This window comes from Luteimonas arsenica, from assembly GCF_004352825.1.
Classification (GTDB): domain Bacteria; phylum Pseudomonadota; class Gammaproteobacteria; order Xanthomonadales; family Xanthomonadaceae; genus Luteimonas; species Luteimonas arsenica.
On record NZ_SJRW01000002.1, the window covers coordinates 982,805 to 999,826 of the forward strand.

Consider the following 17,022-nt stretch of genomic DNA (forward strand, 5'->3'; position numbering starts at 1 on the left):
CAGGGAGGGGGCAGGGCACTTGCCGGTGACGGCGGGATCCGTCGTTCTCCCCTGGAAGCGGGCTTCGATGGAAAGGTTGGGCGAGTGCAGGCAATGCTGGACATTCCCGTGGGTTCTCCGCCGCGCGAGGTCGACCTCGCGGGACTGGCGGAAATGCTCGCGCAGTCGCTGCCTACCGGTTCCGGCGTCGTGGTCCGCTGGAACGACGAGCGCCTGGGGGAAGGCTGCTCCTCGGTGTCCGGCGTGTCCGGCGACCTGCACTCGCGGGCGCGCCGCCTGGTGGATGGCGAACCGTCGGAGCGTGGTGGTCGCGGCCCCATGGTCGAAGAAGCCTGGAACGAGGGCGAGGCGCGGGTGGCCATCGTTGCCCGCATGCCGGAGGCGCTGACGCCGGCATCGCGAGAGGCCTGGCGGGCGCTGGCGCGGCGGTTGGTGTCCGCCACCCTGGCCTCGGCCCAGGCCGAGGCCAGGGTCGAATCCCTGCGCAAGTCCGAGCGCCTGCAGCAGGCGCTGTACGAGATCGCCGACCTGGCCGGTTCGGGCCTGGACATGGGCGAGGTGCTCAAGCGCATCCACGGCATCGTGGGCGGCCTGATGTCGGCGGAGAATTTCTACATCGTGCTGTTCGACGACATGCGCCGGACCGCGCGCTTCCTGTACTTCGCGGACCGGCGGGACCCGTGGGTCGCCGACCCCGAGGTGGAAATCCCGTTGGAGGAGATGCCCAACAGCCTGACCGTGGGCCTGCTGATGCACGGACACCCCTTGCGGGGACCTTCCGCGCGGATCCGCGACCAGCTGTCGGTCAGCCATGACGTGGCCCATGGCCCGGACGCGGCTGACTGGCTGGGCGTGCCGATGCGCCGCGAAGGCCGGGTCTGCGGCGCCATCGTGGTGCAGAGCTACGAACAACCGGACTGCTACACCGACGAGGACCGTGCCCTGCTGGAGTTCGTCGCCCAGCACATTCTGACCGCGCTCGACCGTAAACACGCCCACGCCGAACTCGAGCGCCGCGTGGTCGAGCGCACGCGCGACCTGCAGAAGGCCAACGAGATCCTCCAGGCCGAGATCGTCGAGCGCCAGCGCGCGGAACGTCTGCAGCGCGCGCTGTTCCGCATCAGCGAACTGTCGTTCAGTGCGGCCAGCGTCGGCGGCTTCTACAACGACCTGCATGCGGTGGTCGGCGAACTGCTGTACGCGCGCAACTTCTATATCGCGATGGTGTCCGGCGACGGCGACCACATCGAGTTCCCGTACTCGGTGGACGAGCGCGACATCATCCGAAAGCCGCGGCGCATGATCCGCGGCCTGAGCGAATACGTGATCAAGAGCGGCCGCGCGCTGCTGGCCGACCACGCGGTCATCGCGCGCCTGGAGGCCTCGGGCGAGCTGCAGCACCATGGCTCGCTCGCGCATTTCTGGCTTGGCGTGCCGCTGCTGCGCGACGGCGTGGCGGTCGGCGTGATCGCCGTGCAGAGCTATTCGCCGGACATCGCCTTCACCATCCACGACCAGCGGCTGCTGACCTTCGTCGCCCACCACATCGGCGGCGCGCTGGCGCGCAAGCGCTCGCAGGACCACCTGAAGGCGGCCCACGCCGAGCTCGAGAACCGGGTAGAGGCGCGCACGCGCGAGCTGGAGGAGGCCAACCGCGAGCTGCGCGCGCAGATGTCGGAGCGGCTGCGCGCCGAGGAGCGCCTGATCCACCAGGCTCGCCACGACCACCTGACCGGGCTGCCCAACCGCATCCACCTGCTGGAGCGGCTGGACGCGGCGATCGCCCGCACCCGTGCCCAGGCGCGCGGGCCGTTCGCGGTGCTGTTCCTCGACCTGGACCGCTTCAAGCTGGTCAACGACAGCGTCGGCCACGCCGCCGGCGACGAGATGCTGGTGGAGGTCGGACGCCGGATCGCGCGCCTGCTGCGCGAGGGCGACGTGGTTGCGCGCCTGGGTGGCGACGAGTTCGCGGTGCTGCTCGGCGACGCTGGCGACGAGGCCGCGGCGCAGGCGGTGGTGTCGCGCATCCTGGCCGACCTCGGGCGGCCGATGTGGATCGCCGGGCGCGAGCTGTTCCCCTCGGCCTCGGTGGGCATCGCCATGTGGCAGCCGCGCTACCACCACGGCGAGGACCTGCTGCGCGACGCGGATGCCGCGATGTACCGCGCCAAGGCCCTGGGCCGAGACCGCAGCGAGCTGTTCGACGAGGAGATGCGCGCCGAGGCCACGCGCCTGCTTGACCTCGAGGCCGACCTGCGGCGCGCGATCCTGTCCGACGCCTTCGAGCCGTGGTTCCAGCCGATCGTGGACCTCGCCACGGGCAAGGTAGTCGGCCACGAGGCGTTGCTGCGCTGGAACCACGACCTGCAGGGGCCGCTTTCGCCGGGCGAGTTCATCGGCGTGGGCGAGGACAGCGGCCTGATCGAACAGGTCGACTGGCTGGTGTACCGGCGTGCCTTCGAATGGATGACCCGGCATGCCGGGGGCTATGTCTCGATCAATGTCTCGCCGCGACACTTCCATTCCGACAACTTCGCCGAGCGCCTGCTGCAGATGCTCGACGACGCAGGGGCCGAGCCCGCGCGGCTGCGCATCGAGATCACCGAGGTGGCGCTGCTGGACGATGCGCCGCGCGCGCTGCGCATGCTCAGGACGCTGCGCGAGCGTGGCATCTTCGTCCTGCTCGACGACTTCGGCACCGGCTTCTCGGCGCTGTCCTACCTGCACCGCTTCCCGATCCATGCGCTGAAGATCGACCAGAGCTTCGTCGCCGGCCTGGGCGACGACCAGCACCCGGAAAGCCTGGCACTGGTGCGCGCGATCCTGGCGCTGGCCGGCACGCTCGGCATCGACACCATCGGCGAAGGCGTGGAGACCGAGGCCCAGGCCAAGATCCTGCGCGAACTCGGCTGCACCATGGGCCAGGGCTACCTGTTCGGGCGGCCGATGCCGGCGCCCGCCGCCGGGGGCCGCGACGCGGCCTGAGCGGCGGGGACGGCACATTGCATCAGTCGCTGGCCGAGGCATGGCCGCGGGTCGCGCTGCGGCCGGCTTCGACCAGTTCCGCGAACTCGGCGCGCAGGCCCCAGCGGTCGTCGCCACGGTTGGCGCGGGCGCTGGCAGCGATCGCGTCCCAGTCCCAGCTTCCGAGGTTCCGGCCGCCGCGCAGGGCATCGGCGAAGGCGGCCACGGTGGCGGCGAAGCGCAGCGCCGGGTCCGGTGCCGCGGCGATGTCGGCGCGGCGCAGCGGGACTTCGATCAGGTGGCTGGTGTCGCCGGCGGGCAGCTTGTAGCGCAGGCGCAGGTGGGCGAGTTCGCCGCCGTGCGCCGCGGTCGGCGCATTGCCGCCGTAGCGCAGCGCAGGCAGGCGCTCGCCGCCGGAGCCGGCCAGGGCGATCTCGTACAGCGCGGTGACCTCGTGGCCGGCGCCGATGTCGCCGGCGTCGACGCGGTCGTTGGCGAAGTCCTCCTCGCGCAGCATGCGGTTGCTGTAGCCGACCAGGCGGTACTCGGCGACCACGGCGGGGTTGAACTCGACCTGGATCTTCACGTCGCGGGCGATGGTGAGCAGGGTCGAGGACATCTCCTCCACCAGCACCTTGCGCGCTTCGAGCAGGGTGTCGATGTAGGCGTGGTTGCCGTCGCCGGCGTCGGCCAGGCGCTCGGCCATGGCGTCGTTGTAGTTGCCGGTGCCGAAGCCGAGCGTGGTCAGCGCGATGCCGGACTTTCGCTGGTCGGCGACCATGGCCTCGAGCGTGCCGCGCTCGACGGTACCGACGTTGAAATCGCCGTCGGTGGCCAGGATCACGCGGTTGGCGCCGCCTTCGACATAGCCCTGGCGCGCCATCGCGTAGGCGAGCTCGATGCCGGCGCCGCCGTTCGTGCTGCCGCCCGCCTGCAGGCGCTCGAGCGCGGCCAGGATCTCGCCCTTGCGGTCGCCGGACGTCGGCGGCAGCACCAGCCCCGCGGAGCCTGCATAGGCCACGATCGAGACCTTGTCCTGCGCGCGGAGCTGGTCGGTGAGCGCGGCGAAGGCCTGGCGCAGCAGCGGCAGCTTGTCGGGCGAATGCATCGAGCCCGAGGTGTCGACCAGGAACACCAGGTTGGCCGGCGGCAGCTGCGCCTTGGGCACGTCATAGCCCTTGATGCCGACCATCAGCAGGTGGCGCTTCGCGTCCCAGGGCGCGGGTGCGATCCGAGTGGTCACGCGGAACGGCACCTCGCGCGTGGCCGGAGCCGGATGGCCGTAGCTGAAGTAGTTGATGAACTCCTCCGCGCGCACCGCGTCCGGCGGCGGGCGCACGCCCATGCGCAGCATGCGGCGGACGTTGCTGTAGCTGCCGGTGTCGACGTCGACGGAGAAGGTCGACACCGGGTGCTCCGAGGCGCGGCGCACCGGGTTGTCGTCGATGTCGGCGTATTCCTCGCGGTTGGCGGGGTCGGCCGGCGGCCAGGGGCGTGGCGGCGGCATGATCTCGCGGCGGGCCGCGGCGGGCGACGCCATCAGCCGCTGGCGGGCGCCGCTGGCCGCATCGATGCGGGAGCCGGTCACCGCCACGCGATCCAGCGTGGCTTCCTGTGCGGCGGGTGCTGGCGGGGCCGGCGGGAAGGGCAGCGTCGAAGGTGCCGGGACTTCGGCGTCGGCCGTCTTGTCGGCGCTGGCGTTCGGGGTCTGGCAGGCGGCCAGCAGCAGGCTGGCCGCGAAGGCGAGGGTGAAGGCGAGGCGGGTCATGGCGTGGCTCCGTCGTTGGGCAGGAGCGACAACGCGCCATGGGCGCCAGTGGGGTTGCGCGGCCGCGATGGCGACGCCCGCAGCAGGCGAGGGTGGCTCGCTCAGACCGGGTCGCGGATCACCAGCAGGCGCGGCTCGGTCATGTCCTCGATGGCGCTGCGTACGCCCTCGCGGCCCAGCCCGGAGTCGCGGACGCCGCCATAGGGCATGTTGTCGACGCGGAAGCTCGGCACGTCGCCGACCACCACCCCGCCGACGTCGAGCGCGTCCCAGGCGCGCATCGCGTGCGACAGGCGGGCGGTGAACACGCCGGCCTGCAGACCGAAGTCGCTGTCGTTGGCGCGCGCCAGGGCGTCTTCGAAATCGTCGAAGGATTCCAGGCAGGCCACCGGGCCGAAGACCTCCTTGCGGTAGACATCGGCATCGCGCGGGACGTTCTCAAGCAGCGTCGCCGGCAGCATGTTGCCGCTGCGTTCGCCGCCGGCCAGACGCTTCGCGCCGCCCTTGCGCGCCTGCTGGATCCACTCGTCGATGCGCTCGGCCGAAGCCTCGTCGATCACCGGGCCGACGAAGGTGCGCGCGTCGCGCGGGTCGCCCATGCGCAGCTTCGCCACCGCGGCCTTGAGCTTGCGGCGCAGGGCGGGGTAGACGTCGGCGTGGGCGATGATGCGCTGCACGCTGATGCAGCTCTGCCCGGACTGGTAGTAGGCGCCGAACACCAGGCGCTCGACCACGTGGTCAAGGTCGGCGCCGGGCTCGGCGTCGACGATGCAGGCGGCGTTGCCGCCGAGCTCAAGCGTGACCTTCTTCTTGCCGGCGCGCGCCTTCAGGTCCCAGCCGACCAGGCCGCCGGTGAAGCTCAGCAGGGCGATGCGCTCGTCCTCGACCAGCTGCGCGGCGTCGTCGTTGCTGCAGGGAATGACCGAGAACGCGCCCTTGGGCAGGTCGGTCTCCGCCAGCACCTCGGCGATGATCAGTGCGCCGACCGGGGTCTTCGCGGCGGGCTTGAGCACGAAGGGGCAGCCGGCGGCGATCGCCGGCGCGACCTTGTGCGCGACCAGGTTGAGCGGGAAGTTGAAGGGCGTGATGAAGCTGCAGGCCCCGATCGGCACGCGCTTGACCATGCCGCGGTAGCCGCGGGTGCGTTCGGAGACCTGCAGCTCGATCACTTCGCCTTCGATGCGCGTGGCCTCGCCGGCGGCGATGCGGAAGGTGTCGATGAGGCGCGCGACTTCGCCGTGGGCATCGCCGATCGGCTTGCCGGCCTCGATGCACAGGGCCAGCGCCAGCTCCTCCGCGCGCTCGCCGAATCGCTTCACGCAGTGTTCGAGCACGTCGCGGCGGGCGTCGGGCGGGAGGGCCGCCATCGCCGGCCGCGCCTTGTGCGCGGCCACGATCGCCTTGCGCACGGTGGCGGCGTCGGCGAAGGCGACGCGGGTGGCGCGCTTGCCTGTGTACTTGTCCAGCACCTCGAGGTCGGTATTGGCCGCGACCGGCCGGCCGGCGAGGTAGTAGGGGTAGCTGCGGGCCAGGCCGCCGCGCCTGGCGGTGGACTTCTTCTGCTTGGACATCGTGTGCGGTCCTCCTGTTCGTCGCGTGCAGGCGCCGTGCCTGCGCCCAGTGGGTCGGCGGGCGCGTCAGCCGTGGGTCATTCCACCGCCGCGCTCAGCCGCGGGATCTCCTCGTTCAACAGCCGGTCGTCGTCGCCGTAGTCCACCGGCACGTCGATCAGGTCGATGCCCGGCGTGGCCAGCGTCTCGCGCAGCATCGGCAGGAACGCCGCGGCCGACGCCGGGCGGTGGCCGCGCGCGCCGTAGCTTTCGGCGTACTTCACGAAATCCGGATTGCCCAGGTCCATGCCGAAGTTCGGGTAGTCCTCGTGCGCCTGCTTCCACTTGATCATGCCGTAGGCATCGTCGCGGAGCACCAGCACCACCAGGTCCAGGCCCATGCGCACGGCGGTCTCGAGTTCCTGCGAGTTCATCATGAAGCCGCCGTCGCCGCAGACCGCGACCACCTTGCGACCGGGGTGCACGATCTTCGCGGCGATCGCCGAGGGCAGGCCGGCACCCATCGTCGCCAGCGCGTTGTCCAGCAGCAGCGTGTTCGGCCGCCGGCAGCGGTGGTTGCGGGCGAACCAGAGCTTGTACAGGCCGTTGTCGAGGCAGGTGATGTCGTCCGGCCCGAGCGCCTGTGCCAGGTCGGCGACGATCCGCTGGCAGGCCATGGGGAAGCGTTCGTCGCGCGTGCGCTCCTGCAGCTGCGCGCAGAGCGCGGTGCGGACGCGGTCGAAGAAGGCGAAGTCCCAGTGCGGCTGCGGCTCCACGGCCTCGGCCAGCCGCCACACGGCATCCGCGATGTCACCGACGACCTCGACCTGCGGGAAATACACGGCGTCGACTTCGGCACTGTCGTAGTTGACGTGGATCACCGTGCGCCGGCCCTTGCGCATGAAGAACGGTGGCTTCTCGATCACGTCGTGGCCGATGTTGACGATGCAGTCGGCGGCGTCGATCGCGCGGTGCACGTAATCGTGGTCGGACAGCGCCGCGGTGCCGATCCACAGCGGGTCGGTCTCGTCGAGCACGCCCTTGCCCATCTGGGTGCTGAAGAAGGGGATGCCGAGCCGGTCTACCAGCACCCGCAGCGCGCGCGCGGTGGTCTTGCGGTTGGCACCGGCGCCGATCATCAGCAGCGGGTGGCGCGCGGCGGCGATCGCCTCCGCGGCGCGCGCGATCGCCTTGTGCTCGGCCACCGGGCGGCGCGAGTACGACTTCGCGATCGGCACCGCGTCGGTCGGGTCGCCGGCGATGTCCTGCGGCAACTCCAGGTGGGTGGCGCCGGGGCGCTCTTCCTCGGCGCGGCGAAAGGCCTCGCGCACGCGCGCGGGGATGCTGTCGGCCGACACCAGTTGCCGCGTGTACTTGGTCAGCGGGCGCAGGGTGTCGACCACGTCGATGATCTGGAAATGCCCCTGGCGGCTGCTGCGGATCGGCTTCTGGCCGGTGATCATCAGCATCGGCATCGCGCCCAGCTGGGCGTAGGCCGCGGCGGTGACCAGGTTGGTGGCGCCGGGGCCGAGGGTGCTCAGGCACACGCCGGCGCGGCCGGTCAGGCGCCCGCAGGTCGCGGCCATGAAGCCGGCGGCCTGCTCGTGGCGGGTCAGCACCAGCTGGATGCCCGAGGTGCGCAGCGATTCGAGCAGGTCCAGGTTCTCCTCGCCGGGAATGCCGAACACGTGCTCCACGCCCTCGGCCTGGAGGGCTGCGACGAGCAGGTCGGAAGCCTTGGCCATGCCGCGGTGTCCTTCGACTGCAGTTGGGCCTGCAGTATCGCCGTGATGGCGTGAGCATGGGGCGAGCACGGGCCCGCGCAGCCGCGTTGTCGCCGCTCAGTCGTCCTTGCCCTCGACGCGCAAGCGCAGCTCGCCGTCGGTGACGCGCGCGGACAGGCGGTCGCCGGCGGCGGCATCCGCGGTGGTGCGCACCACGCGGCCATCGTCGTGGCGGAGGATGGCGTAGCCGCGGGCGACCGTGGCCAGCGGACTGACCGCTTCGAGCGAGCGTGCGAGCCCGCGCAGCCTCAGCGCGTCCGCCTGCAGCCGGCGCGCCACCGCAGCCTGCGGCCGCGGCCCGAGCGCGGCCAGTCTTTCGCGCAGGATGGTCAGCCTGCGCTCCGGGCGGGTGGCGCGCAGCACCGCGTCGGCGTGGCGCAGGCGCGCGCGCAGGGCGGTCTCCCGTGCCCGCCAGGCCGCCTGCAGCCGTCGCAGCGCCTGCTCACGCCGTTCGCCCAGCGCCCGCAATCGCGCCTGCGGCGCCAGCGCCTGCAGCCGCAGCGAGGCCCGGTCGACGCGCTGCATCCGCTCGCGCATCCGCTGCATGTGCAGCACCTCCGCGCGCTGCCGCAGTCCGCGCAGGCGGGTGGCGACGTCGACCGCGTTGGGCACCAGCAGCTCGGCCGCGACCGAAGGCGTGGGCGCACGCAGGTCGGCGGCGAAGTCGGCCAGGGTGAAATCGGTCTCGTGGCCGATCGCCGACACCACGGGCACCGCGGAGGCCGCGATCGCCCGCGCCAGCGCCTCGTCGTTGAAGGCCCAGAGGTCTTCCAGCGAACCGCCGCCTCGCGCCAGTACCAGCACGTCGTAGCGCCCGCTGTCTGCCGCGCGCTCCAGCATCGCCCGCACTTGCACCGCCGCCCCTTCGCCCTGCACCGGCACTGGCAGCACCTCGGCCTCTACCAGCGGGAAGCGCCGCGCGAGCACGCTCAGCACGTCGCGTACCGCGGCGCCCGAGGGGGAGGTGATGATTCCGATCCGCCGCGCATGTGCCGGCAGCGGCCGCTTGCGCGCCTCGTCGAACAGCCCCTCGGCCTGCAGCCGCGCCTTCAGTTCCTCGAACGCGCGCCGCAGCGCGCCTTCGCCGGCCTCCTCCAGCGAATCCAGGATCAGCTGGTAGTCGCCGCGCGCCTCGTACAGGGTCAGCCGCCCGCGCGCGAGCACCCGCAGGCCCTCGCGCGGCTGGAACTTCAGCCACTGGCTCTTGGGCTTGAACAGCGCGCAGCGCACCTGGGCGCGCGCATCCTTGAGGGTGAAATACAGGTGCCCGGACGCGGGACGCGACAGGTTCCCGAGCTCGCCCTCCACCAGCACCACCGGGAACGCATCCTCGAGCAGGTTCCGCGCGAGGGTGTTCAGCTGGCTGGGGGTAAGGACGTTGTCGCGGGCGGGGGCTGGCATGCCCTCAGGATACCGTCCTTGGGAGGGCATGCGGGCTGCCGTTGGCGGTTGGAAAAGCCCGGGTTGCGTTGCGGGGTGGCGGGTCGATGGGTATTCCGTGGGCGTCGCAGCTTCGCTGCTCTTGAATGCCCACTCCACACCCATCAACCCGCCATACGACCACCATCGCAAGCCGCAGGAAAAGCGGCGGCACACCGCAGCGCCGTGTCGAAAAAGCGGAGAGCGCCGGTGCACGACGCTCTTCGCTTTTCCTCCCAACCCGCCGCGTGGTTCTGGAGCGGAGGGTGTGTGGGTGCGCAGCCGGCATTCAAGAGCAGCGAAGCTGCGACGCCGGCGGAGCACCCACACACCCTCCGCCTCCGCAGCCAACCAAGGGTCAACCAGCCCCCGCCGGGCACCAACATGAACCGGCAGGCCCGTCTGCCACCGCAATGCCACCCCGCGAGGACTAAAATGGCCCGATGAACGCCATCCCCGACACCGCCCACGCCGGCACCCTCCAGAGCCTCGAGGAATGGGCCTTCGGCCCGGCCCCGCGCCGCGACACCCGGCAGGTGATGGTCGGCAAGGTCGCCGTCGGCGGCGATGCCCCGGTGGTGGTGCAGTCGATGACCAATACCGACACCGCCGATGTCGACGGCACCGTGAAGCAGGTCGCCGCCCTCTGGCGCGCCGGCTCCGAAATGGTGCGGATCACCGTCAACAACCCCGAGTCCGCCGCCGCCGTCCCGCGCATCGTCGAAAAGCTGGCGATGATGGGGATCGAAGTGCCGGTCATCGGCGACTTCCACTACAACGGCCACCAGCTGCTCGCCGGCGAACCCGCCTGCGCCGAAGCGCTCGCCAAGTACCGCATCAACCCCGGCAACGTCGGCTTCGGCAAGAAGAAGGACCTGCAGTTCGCGCAGCTGGTCGAATTCGCGATGCGCTACGACAAGCCGGTGCGCATCGGCGCCAACTGGGGCTCGCTCGACCAGGCGCTCGCCGCCGCCCTGATGGACGAGAACGCCGCGCGCGCCGAGCCCTGGGACGCCGGCCGCGTGCTGCGCGAGGCCCTGATCCGCTCCGCCGTGGATTCCGCCGAACGCGCGGTCGAACTCGGGCTGGCACGCGAGAAGATCATCCTCTCGGCCAAGGTCAGCGGCGTGCAGGAGCTCATCGCCGTATACCGTGACCTGTCCGCGCGCAGCGACTTCGCCCTGCACCTGGGGCTCACCGAGGCCGGCATCGGCAGCAAGGGCATCGTCGCCTCCAGCGCGGCGCTCGCGGTGCTGATGCAGGAAGGCATCGGCGACACCATCCGCATCTCGCTCACGCCCGAGCCGGGTGCGCCGCGCACCCAGGAAGTGGTGGTGGCGCAGGAACTGCTGCAGACCATGGGCCTGCGCGCGTTCACGCCGATGGTCACCGCCTGCCCGGGCTGCGGCCGCACCACCTCCGAGTTCTTCCAGGAGCTGGCCAAGGTCGTGCAGGAGCACGTGCGCGCGAAGATGCCGGAGTGGAAGATCACCCGGCCCGGCGCCGAGCACATGACGCTCGCGGTGATGGGCTGCGTGGTCAACGGCCCCGGTGAGTCGCGCCATGCCGATATCGGCATTTCGCTGCCCGGCACCGGCGAGGCGCCATCCGCGCCGGTATTCATCGACGGCGAGAAGGCGATGACCCTGCGCGGCGAGAACATCGCCCACGAGTTCGTCGCCCTGGTCGACGCCTACGTCGACCGCCGCTACGGCGCGGCTGCGCCCGGGGGCTGACGGCGCCCCGGCCGGCCTGAGGGCCGGAGTCCGGGCCGATGGCCTGGCGGGGCTTGCAGTGGGCCCCCATCCATCCGATGCTCACGGAATCGATGTCCGGCAGGGGCGGGCATCGTATGCACGATGCCGTGTCCGCATGCTGTTCCGGAGGTCTGACATCCGGATGCGCGGAGGGCCCGGCTCGGGGACGCGAAGACATACCGGGAGAGAATCGTGACGATCAAGTCAACACTGGCCACTGCGATCGCCGTGGCCGCAGTGGTATCGGCCGCGGGTGCCACCACCATCGGAATCAAGTCGAAGGCCGCCGCGCCGGGCGTGAACGCGCAGGCTGCGCCCACACTGCTCGCACAGGGTGCGACGCCGGGCACGCGTGCGGCCAAAGGCACGCCCGTGCAGCACATCGTGCTGTTCAGCGAGCCTGCGGTGGCGTCCTACCGCGGCGGCGTGCGCGGCATCGAGCAGCCGGCGCGCCTGGCCAGCGGCCGCGTGGACGTCCACAGCCGTTCGGCCGGCGCCTACGTCGACTACCTGCGCACCCGCCAGGCCTCGCACGAGTCCGACATCGCGCGCGCGCTGGGCCGCAACCTCGACGTCGACCATCGCATGCAGCACGCGGTCAACGGCATCGTGGTCGGGCTGACTCCGGCCGAGGCCGCGCAGGTGGCGAAGATGCGCAACGTCTCCCTGGTCGAGGCGTACCGCGAGTACGAGATCGAAACCGATACCGGCCCGGTGCACATTGGCGCGGGCGCGGTCTGGTCGGGCAGCGGCGGCCTCGGCGAGTTCCAGGGCGAGGGCGTCGTCGCGGCGATCCTCGACTCCGGCATCAACTTTGGCAGCCCCTCGTTCGCGGCGGTCGATCCGACCGACGGCCATGTGCACGTCAATCCGCTGGGCGCCGGCAACTACCTCGGTACCTGTGCGGCAGGGGAGGTCGACGAAGGCCGCTGCAACGACAAGCTGATCGGTGGCTACGATTTCGTCTGCGCCGCCCCCGGCAACGCCTGCAGCAATCCGGGCTACCGCGAGGAGCCCGGCTTCGGCGATACCAACTCGCACGGCAGTCACGTGGCTTCGACGGTCGCCGGCAACCGCCGCACGGTCGAGGTCGGCGGTGCGCAGGTCGCGATTTCGGGCGTGGCGCCGCGCGCCAACCTCATCGCCATCGATATCTGCTACACCAACATTTCCACCGGTCAGGGCCTGTGCCCCAACGTCTCGGCCGTGGCCGCGGTCGACCAGGTGATTACCGACGGCCTCGCCGACGTCATCAACTACTCCATTGGTGGCGGCTCGTCGCCCTGGAGCGAGGCGGTGTCGCAGGCCTTCCTCAACGTCGTCGATGCCGGCGTGTTCGTCGCGGCCTCGGCCGGCAACAGCGGCCCCGCTGCGGGCACGTTGGGCCACGTCGAGCCCTGGGTGTCGTCCACCGCGGCGGCGCAGCACGGGCGCGACAGCTTCGGCTTCTTCCTCGAGGTCACCGGCCCCGGTACCGTGCCCGAGCCGCTGTCGACCATCGTGCTGACCCCGGGTGCCGACGGCGTCGGCCACACCGCGCCGTATCCGGCCAGCACGCCGCTGCGCGTGAGTCCGGCGATCGACGCGATCGACGACGGCTGCACCGGCTATCCCGCCGGGACCTTCGCGGGAGCGATCGCCGTGGTCCGCCGCGGTACCTGCTCGTTCAGCATCAAGGTCGACGCCGCCGCAGCGGCCGGTGCGACCGCTGTGGTGATCGCGAACAACCAGGTGGGGGCGCTGATTCCGTCGGTGCCGGGAACCACGACGCCTGCGTTCTCGGTCACCCAGGCCGAGGGCAACGCGCTGCGTGATTTCCACACGGCGAACCCGACGGCCACCGCGGCCATCGGCTACCCGGCCTCGCCCGTGCCGAACACCGCCGATGCGCTGGCATCGTTCAGCTCGCGCGGCCCGGCGGGCACCTTCAACCTGCTGAAGCCGGACGTGACCGCGCCCGGCTATGCGGTGCTGGCGGCGGTGTCCGGTGAGACCATCACCGGGTCCGAGAACGCCGTGGGCCTGATGAACGGCACCTCGATGGCCTCGCCCCACCAGGCGGGCGCCGCGGCCCTGGTCCGCCAGGCGCGTCCCGACTGGTCCGTGTCCGAGGTCAAGTCGGCGCTGGCGATGACCGCGACCAGCACGGTGTACCTGGAGGACCAGGTGACCCTGGCCAATCCGTTCGCCCGCGGTTCGGGCCGGATCCGCGTCGACCAGGCAATCCGCGCCGGGCTGGTGCTGGACGAGACCCGCGCCAACTATGCCGCGGCCAACCCGTCCAGTGGCGGCGATCCCGCGACGCTGAACCTGGCGAGCATGGGCAACCGCAACTGCGCCGGTGGCTGCACGTTCACCCGCACCTTCCGCAACGTCGATGGCTCGGCCCAGACCTGGACCGCCAAGCTGTCCGGCCTGCCGGGCACGGTGAGGCCGCTGGTGACGCGCGTGCCGGCCAATGGCCTGGTGACCTTCGAGGTGACCATCGACAGCAGCAGCCTGCCCGCCAACGGCAGCTGGAGCTTCGGCAACCTGCAGCTGCAGGCTGGCGCGCTGAAGGGTGGCAAGACCGATCCGGTGCTGAACCTGCCGGTTGGCGTGGCCGTGCAGCCCTGAGGGCAGGGGACCAGGCGGGACCGCGGCGGCCAGCGCCGTGGCCCCGCCACTCCCCGATGTGACAGGCGAAGGGCCCGGGGAACCGGGCCCTTCGTCGTTCCTGACCGGGCGTGAGTGCGGAGGCGTCGCCCCCGGGTCACTCCGCGGGCTTCGCCGCCTCGGCCGGCGCGGAGGTCGCCGCCCGCCGTGCCAGCTGCACCTCGCGGTGCGCGATGTAGATGTTGGCCGCCAGGATGATGCCGGCACCGACGAGGGTCCAATGCGTGGGCGCCTCCCCGAACAGCAGCCACGCCGCCAGCGCCACCAGCGGCAGCTGCATGAAGCTGATCGGCTGCAGCGCGGACACTTCGCCGATCTCCAGCGCCCGCGTCCACAGCAGCTGGCCACCCGTGCCGAAGGCTCCCAGCAGCACCAGCCACAGCCACTCGATGCCGCGCGGCCATTCCCAGGCGAACAGCGCCGGCAGCAGCGACATCGGCACCCAGAACATGTAGGTGTAGAAAACGATGGTGTCGGCCGCATCCACGCGCGAGAGCTGCTTGATCTGGATCGCCACCAGGGCGGCGAGCACGGCGCCGGCGAGTGCCACCAGGGTGCCGAGGCTGAAATCCGCGCTGCCTGGCCGCACGATCACCAGCACCCCGACCAGGCCGATGGCCACCGCCGACCAGCGCCGCATGCGCACGGTTTCGCCGAGGATGAAGACCGCGGCCACGGTCGCGAACAGCGGCGTGGCATAGGACAGCGCCACCGCCTGCGCCATCGGCAGGTGGCCCAGCGCCCAGAAGCCGCACAGCATCGAGGCCACGCCGATCGCGCAGCGCAGCAGGTAGCGCGGCAGCTGGGTGGTGCGCGGCAGGTACCAGCCGCTGCGGAACAGCACCGGCAGCAGGAACAGCAGGCCGAACAGGTTGCGGAAGAACGCGACCTCGTAGGTCGAAAGCTCCGCGGACGCCAGGCGGATGGTCACCGCCATCGCGGCGAAGAAGCTGGTGCTGCCGAGCATCAGCAGCGCGGCGCGCGCCTGCGGGCTGGCCAGTGCAGCGGTCACCACGAAGCGCCGACGATGCGCGGCTCCGGCTCCAGCGCGACGCCAAAGCGAGCCTGCACCGAGCCCGCGATCCGCCGCGCCAGCGCCAGCAGTTCGGCACCGTTCGCACCACCGTGGTTGACCAGGACCAGGGCATGGCCAGGGGCGACCCCGGCGTCGCCGTCGCGGTGACCCTTCCAGCCGGCGGCATCGATCAGCCACGCGGCCGACAGTTTGCGCGAACCCGGCACGCCGGCGTCGAAGCAGGGCAGGCCGGGGTGTTCGGCCAGCAGTGCATCGGCCTGCGCCACCGGCACGATCGGGTTCTTGAAGAAGCTGCCGGCGTTGCCGAGCACGGCCGGGTCGGGGAGCTTGGCGCGGCGGATCCGGCAGACCGCTTCCGATACCTGCTTCGGCGTCGGCGCGTCGATGCCCATGGCCGCGAGCTCGGCGCCGATGCCGGCATAGCCCAGCTCCAGTCGCGGGCTGCGGGTCAGCGCGAACTCGACCGCGGTGACGATCCATCGCCCGGGCTCGCGCTTGAACCGGCTGTCGCGGTAGGCGAAGCCGCAGTCGGCGGCGGCCAGGCGCACGAGGCCGCCCGCGTCGCGGTCCCAGGCTTCGACCGCGTGCACACGGCGGTCCAGCTCCACGCCGTAGGCGCCGATGTTCTGGATCGGCGCGGCGCCGACCGTGCCCGGGATCAGCGACAGGTTCTCCAGCCCCGACAGGCCCAGCGCCAGCGTGTGCAGCACGAAGTCGTGCCAGCCGCGCCCGGCCTCGGCGCGCACGAGCACGGCGTCGGCGTCGTCGCTGACGATGCTGATCGAATCGCCGGTCATCGCCAGGGCCACGCCCTCGAAGGGCGCCGCGAACAGCAGGTTGCTGCCGCCGCCGACCACCAGCAGCGCGCCTTCGGCGATCCGCGGGTCGGCGAGCGTGGCGGGCAGGGCCGCGGCGCTGGCGACCTCGGCCAGCCATGCGGCGCGCGCGGGCACGCGGAAGCTGGTGCGCGGGGTGAGGTCGGCGTCGCGCCTCCAGCGCACGGCGGGCTTGGCGTCGATGGTCGTGGCGCTCACAGGTTGGGCAGGTTGCCGCGGCTGGGCGCTTCCTTGCGGCGGCGGATGGCTTCGACGCACTCGCCGATCAGCGCCGGCCCGCGGTAGACCAGGCCGGAGTAGAGCTGCACCAGCGAGGCACCGGCGGCGGTCTTCTTGGCCGCGTCCGCGCCGGACAGGATGCCGCCCACGCCCACCAGCGGGATGCCCTCGGGCAGGCGCGTGCGCAGCATGCGCAGCACCGCGGTGGATTTGTTCATCAGCGGTTCGCCGGACAGCCCACCGCTCTCGCGTGCGTGCGGATGACCCTGCACGGCGATGCGCGACACCGTGGTGTTGGTGGCGATCACGCCGTCCACGCCGAGGTCGCCGAGCACGCGCGCGGCGGCGTCGATGTCCTCGTCGCTGAGGTCGGGCGCGACCTTGACCAGCAGCGGCACGCGGCGGCCATGGCGCGAGGCCAGGCGCTCCTGCGCCTCGCGCAGCTCGCCCACCAGGCGGCGCAGCGCCTGTTCCTCCTGCAACTCGCGCAGGCCGGCGGTGTTGGGCGAGGAAATGTTGACGGTGACGTAGTCGGCCAGCGGATACACGCGCTCCAGGCAGTGCAGGTAGTCGGTGTGCGCCGACTCGTTGGACGTGTCCTTGTTCTTGCCGATGTTGATGCCGACCAGCCCGCCGCGGCGCTTCGCGCGGCCGACGTTGCGGACCAGTGCGTCGACGCCGGCGTTGTTGAAGCCGAGGCGGTTGATGACCGCGCGGTGCTGCGGCAGACGGAACATGCGCGGCTTCTGATTGCCCGGCTGTGGCCGCGGCGTGACCGTGCCGACCTCGACGAAACCGAAGCCCAGCGCCAGCAGCGCGTCGATGTGCTCGCCGTTCTTGTCCAGCCCGGCGGCCAGGCCGACCGGGTTGGGGAACTTCAGGCCGAAGACCGTCGTCGGGAACGGGCGCGCGTTGCCCGCGAGCAGGCGCTGCAGCCGCAGGGCATGCAGCGCCTCGAGCGACGACAGGCCCAGGCCATGCGCGCGCTCAGCGTCGAGGGCGAACAGGAAGGGCCGCGCCAACCCGTACATGGA

General features: G+C 71.5%; 9 protein-coding genes and 1 pseudogene. 3 read left to right on the forward strand and 7 right to left on the reverse strand.

The window, feature by feature from the left end:
• The first annotated feature begins 93 nt into the window (after window positions 1-93).
• Window positions 94-2,985 (forward strand): EAL domain-containing protein, encoded by a 2,892-nt coding sequence (locus tag E2170_RS12185; protein ID WP_133001195.1) that lies wholly within the window; start codon window positions 94-96, stop codon window positions 2,983-2,985.
• 22 nt (window positions 2,986-3,007) lie between these two features.
• Here the strand turns inward: E2170_RS12185 and E2170_RS12190 are convergent, their stop codons facing one another.
• From E2170_RS12190 to xseA, 4 genes are all read right to left on the reverse strand, one after another.
• Window positions 3,008-4,732, reverse strand: a complete 1,725-nt coding sequence (locus tag E2170_RS12190) for a vWA domain-containing protein (protein WP_133000892.1) — start codon at window positions 4,730-4,732, stop codon at window positions 3,008-3,010.
• A gap of 101 nt (window positions 4,733-4,833) precedes the next feature.
• Window positions 4,834-6,303 (reverse strand): aldehyde dehydrogenase family protein, encoded by a 1,470-nt coding sequence (locus tag E2170_RS12195; protein WP_133000893.1) that lies wholly within the window; start codon window positions 6,301-6,303, stop codon window positions 4,834-4,836.
• A gap of 77 nt (window positions 6,304-6,380) precedes the next feature.
• Window positions 6,381-8,027, reverse strand: coding sequence for an acetolactate synthase large subunit (locus tag E2170_RS12200; RefSeq protein WP_133000894.1), 1,647 nt, complete (start codon window positions 8,025-8,027; stop codon window positions 6,381-6,383).
• A 96-nt stretch (window positions 8,028-8,123) separates the two neighbouring features.
• The gene (gene xseA, locus E2170_RS12205) at window positions 8,124-9,467 is read right to left on the reverse strand and encodes an exodeoxyribonuclease VII large subunit (protein ID WP_133000895.1); all 1,344 of its coding nucleotides are present in this window, start codon (window positions 9,465-9,467) and stop codon (window positions 8,124-8,126) included.
• A 461-nt stretch (window positions 9,468-9,928) separates the two neighbouring features.
• Between xseA and ispG the strand changes: the two genes are divergently transcribed.
• Together ispG and E2170_RS12215 are read left to right on the forward strand one after the other, a co-directional pair.
• Complete coding sequence (gene ispG / locus E2170_RS12210; RefSeq protein ID WP_133000896.1) at window positions 9,929-11,221, forward strand: flavodoxin-dependent (E)-4-hydroxy-3-methylbut-2-enyl-diphosphate synthase; 1,293 nt, start codon at window positions 9,929-9,931, stop codon at window positions 11,219-11,221.
• Window positions 11,222-11,434: 213 nt separating this feature from the next.
• Window positions 11,435-13,507: pseudogene (locus tag E2170_RS12215) on the forward strand (S8 family serine peptidase); the annotation flags it as partial.
• A 487-nt stretch (window positions 13,508-13,994) separates the two neighbouring features.
• Here E2170_RS12215 and E2170_RS12220 read toward each other — a convergent pair.
• Genes E2170_RS12220 through E2170_RS12230 form a run of 3 tightly spaced genes read right to left on the reverse strand, consistent with a single transcriptional unit; the run spans window position 13,995 to window position 17,019 of the window.
• Entirely contained in the window at window positions 13,995-14,912 is a 918-nt protein-coding gene (locus E2170_RS12220) for a DMT family transporter (protein WP_207914971.1), read from the reverse strand.
• On the reverse strand, window positions 14,906-15,967 hold the full coding sequence (gene murB / locus E2170_RS12225) for a UDP-N-acetylmuramate dehydrogenase (protein WP_425477862.1): 1,062 nt from the start codon (window positions 15,965-15,967) through the stop codon (window positions 14,906-14,908). Before murB ends, E2170_RS12220 begins: the two co-directional genes overlap by 7 nt.
• Window positions 15,964-17,019, reverse strand: coding sequence for a quinone-dependent dihydroorotate dehydrogenase (locus E2170_RS12230; RefSeq protein ID WP_133000898.1), 1,056 nt, complete (start codon window positions 17,017-17,019; stop codon window positions 15,964-15,966). The genes murB and E2170_RS12230 overlap by 4 nt, the downstream gene beginning before the upstream one ends.
• Between the last annotated feature and the right edge of the window lie 3 nt (window positions 17,020-17,022).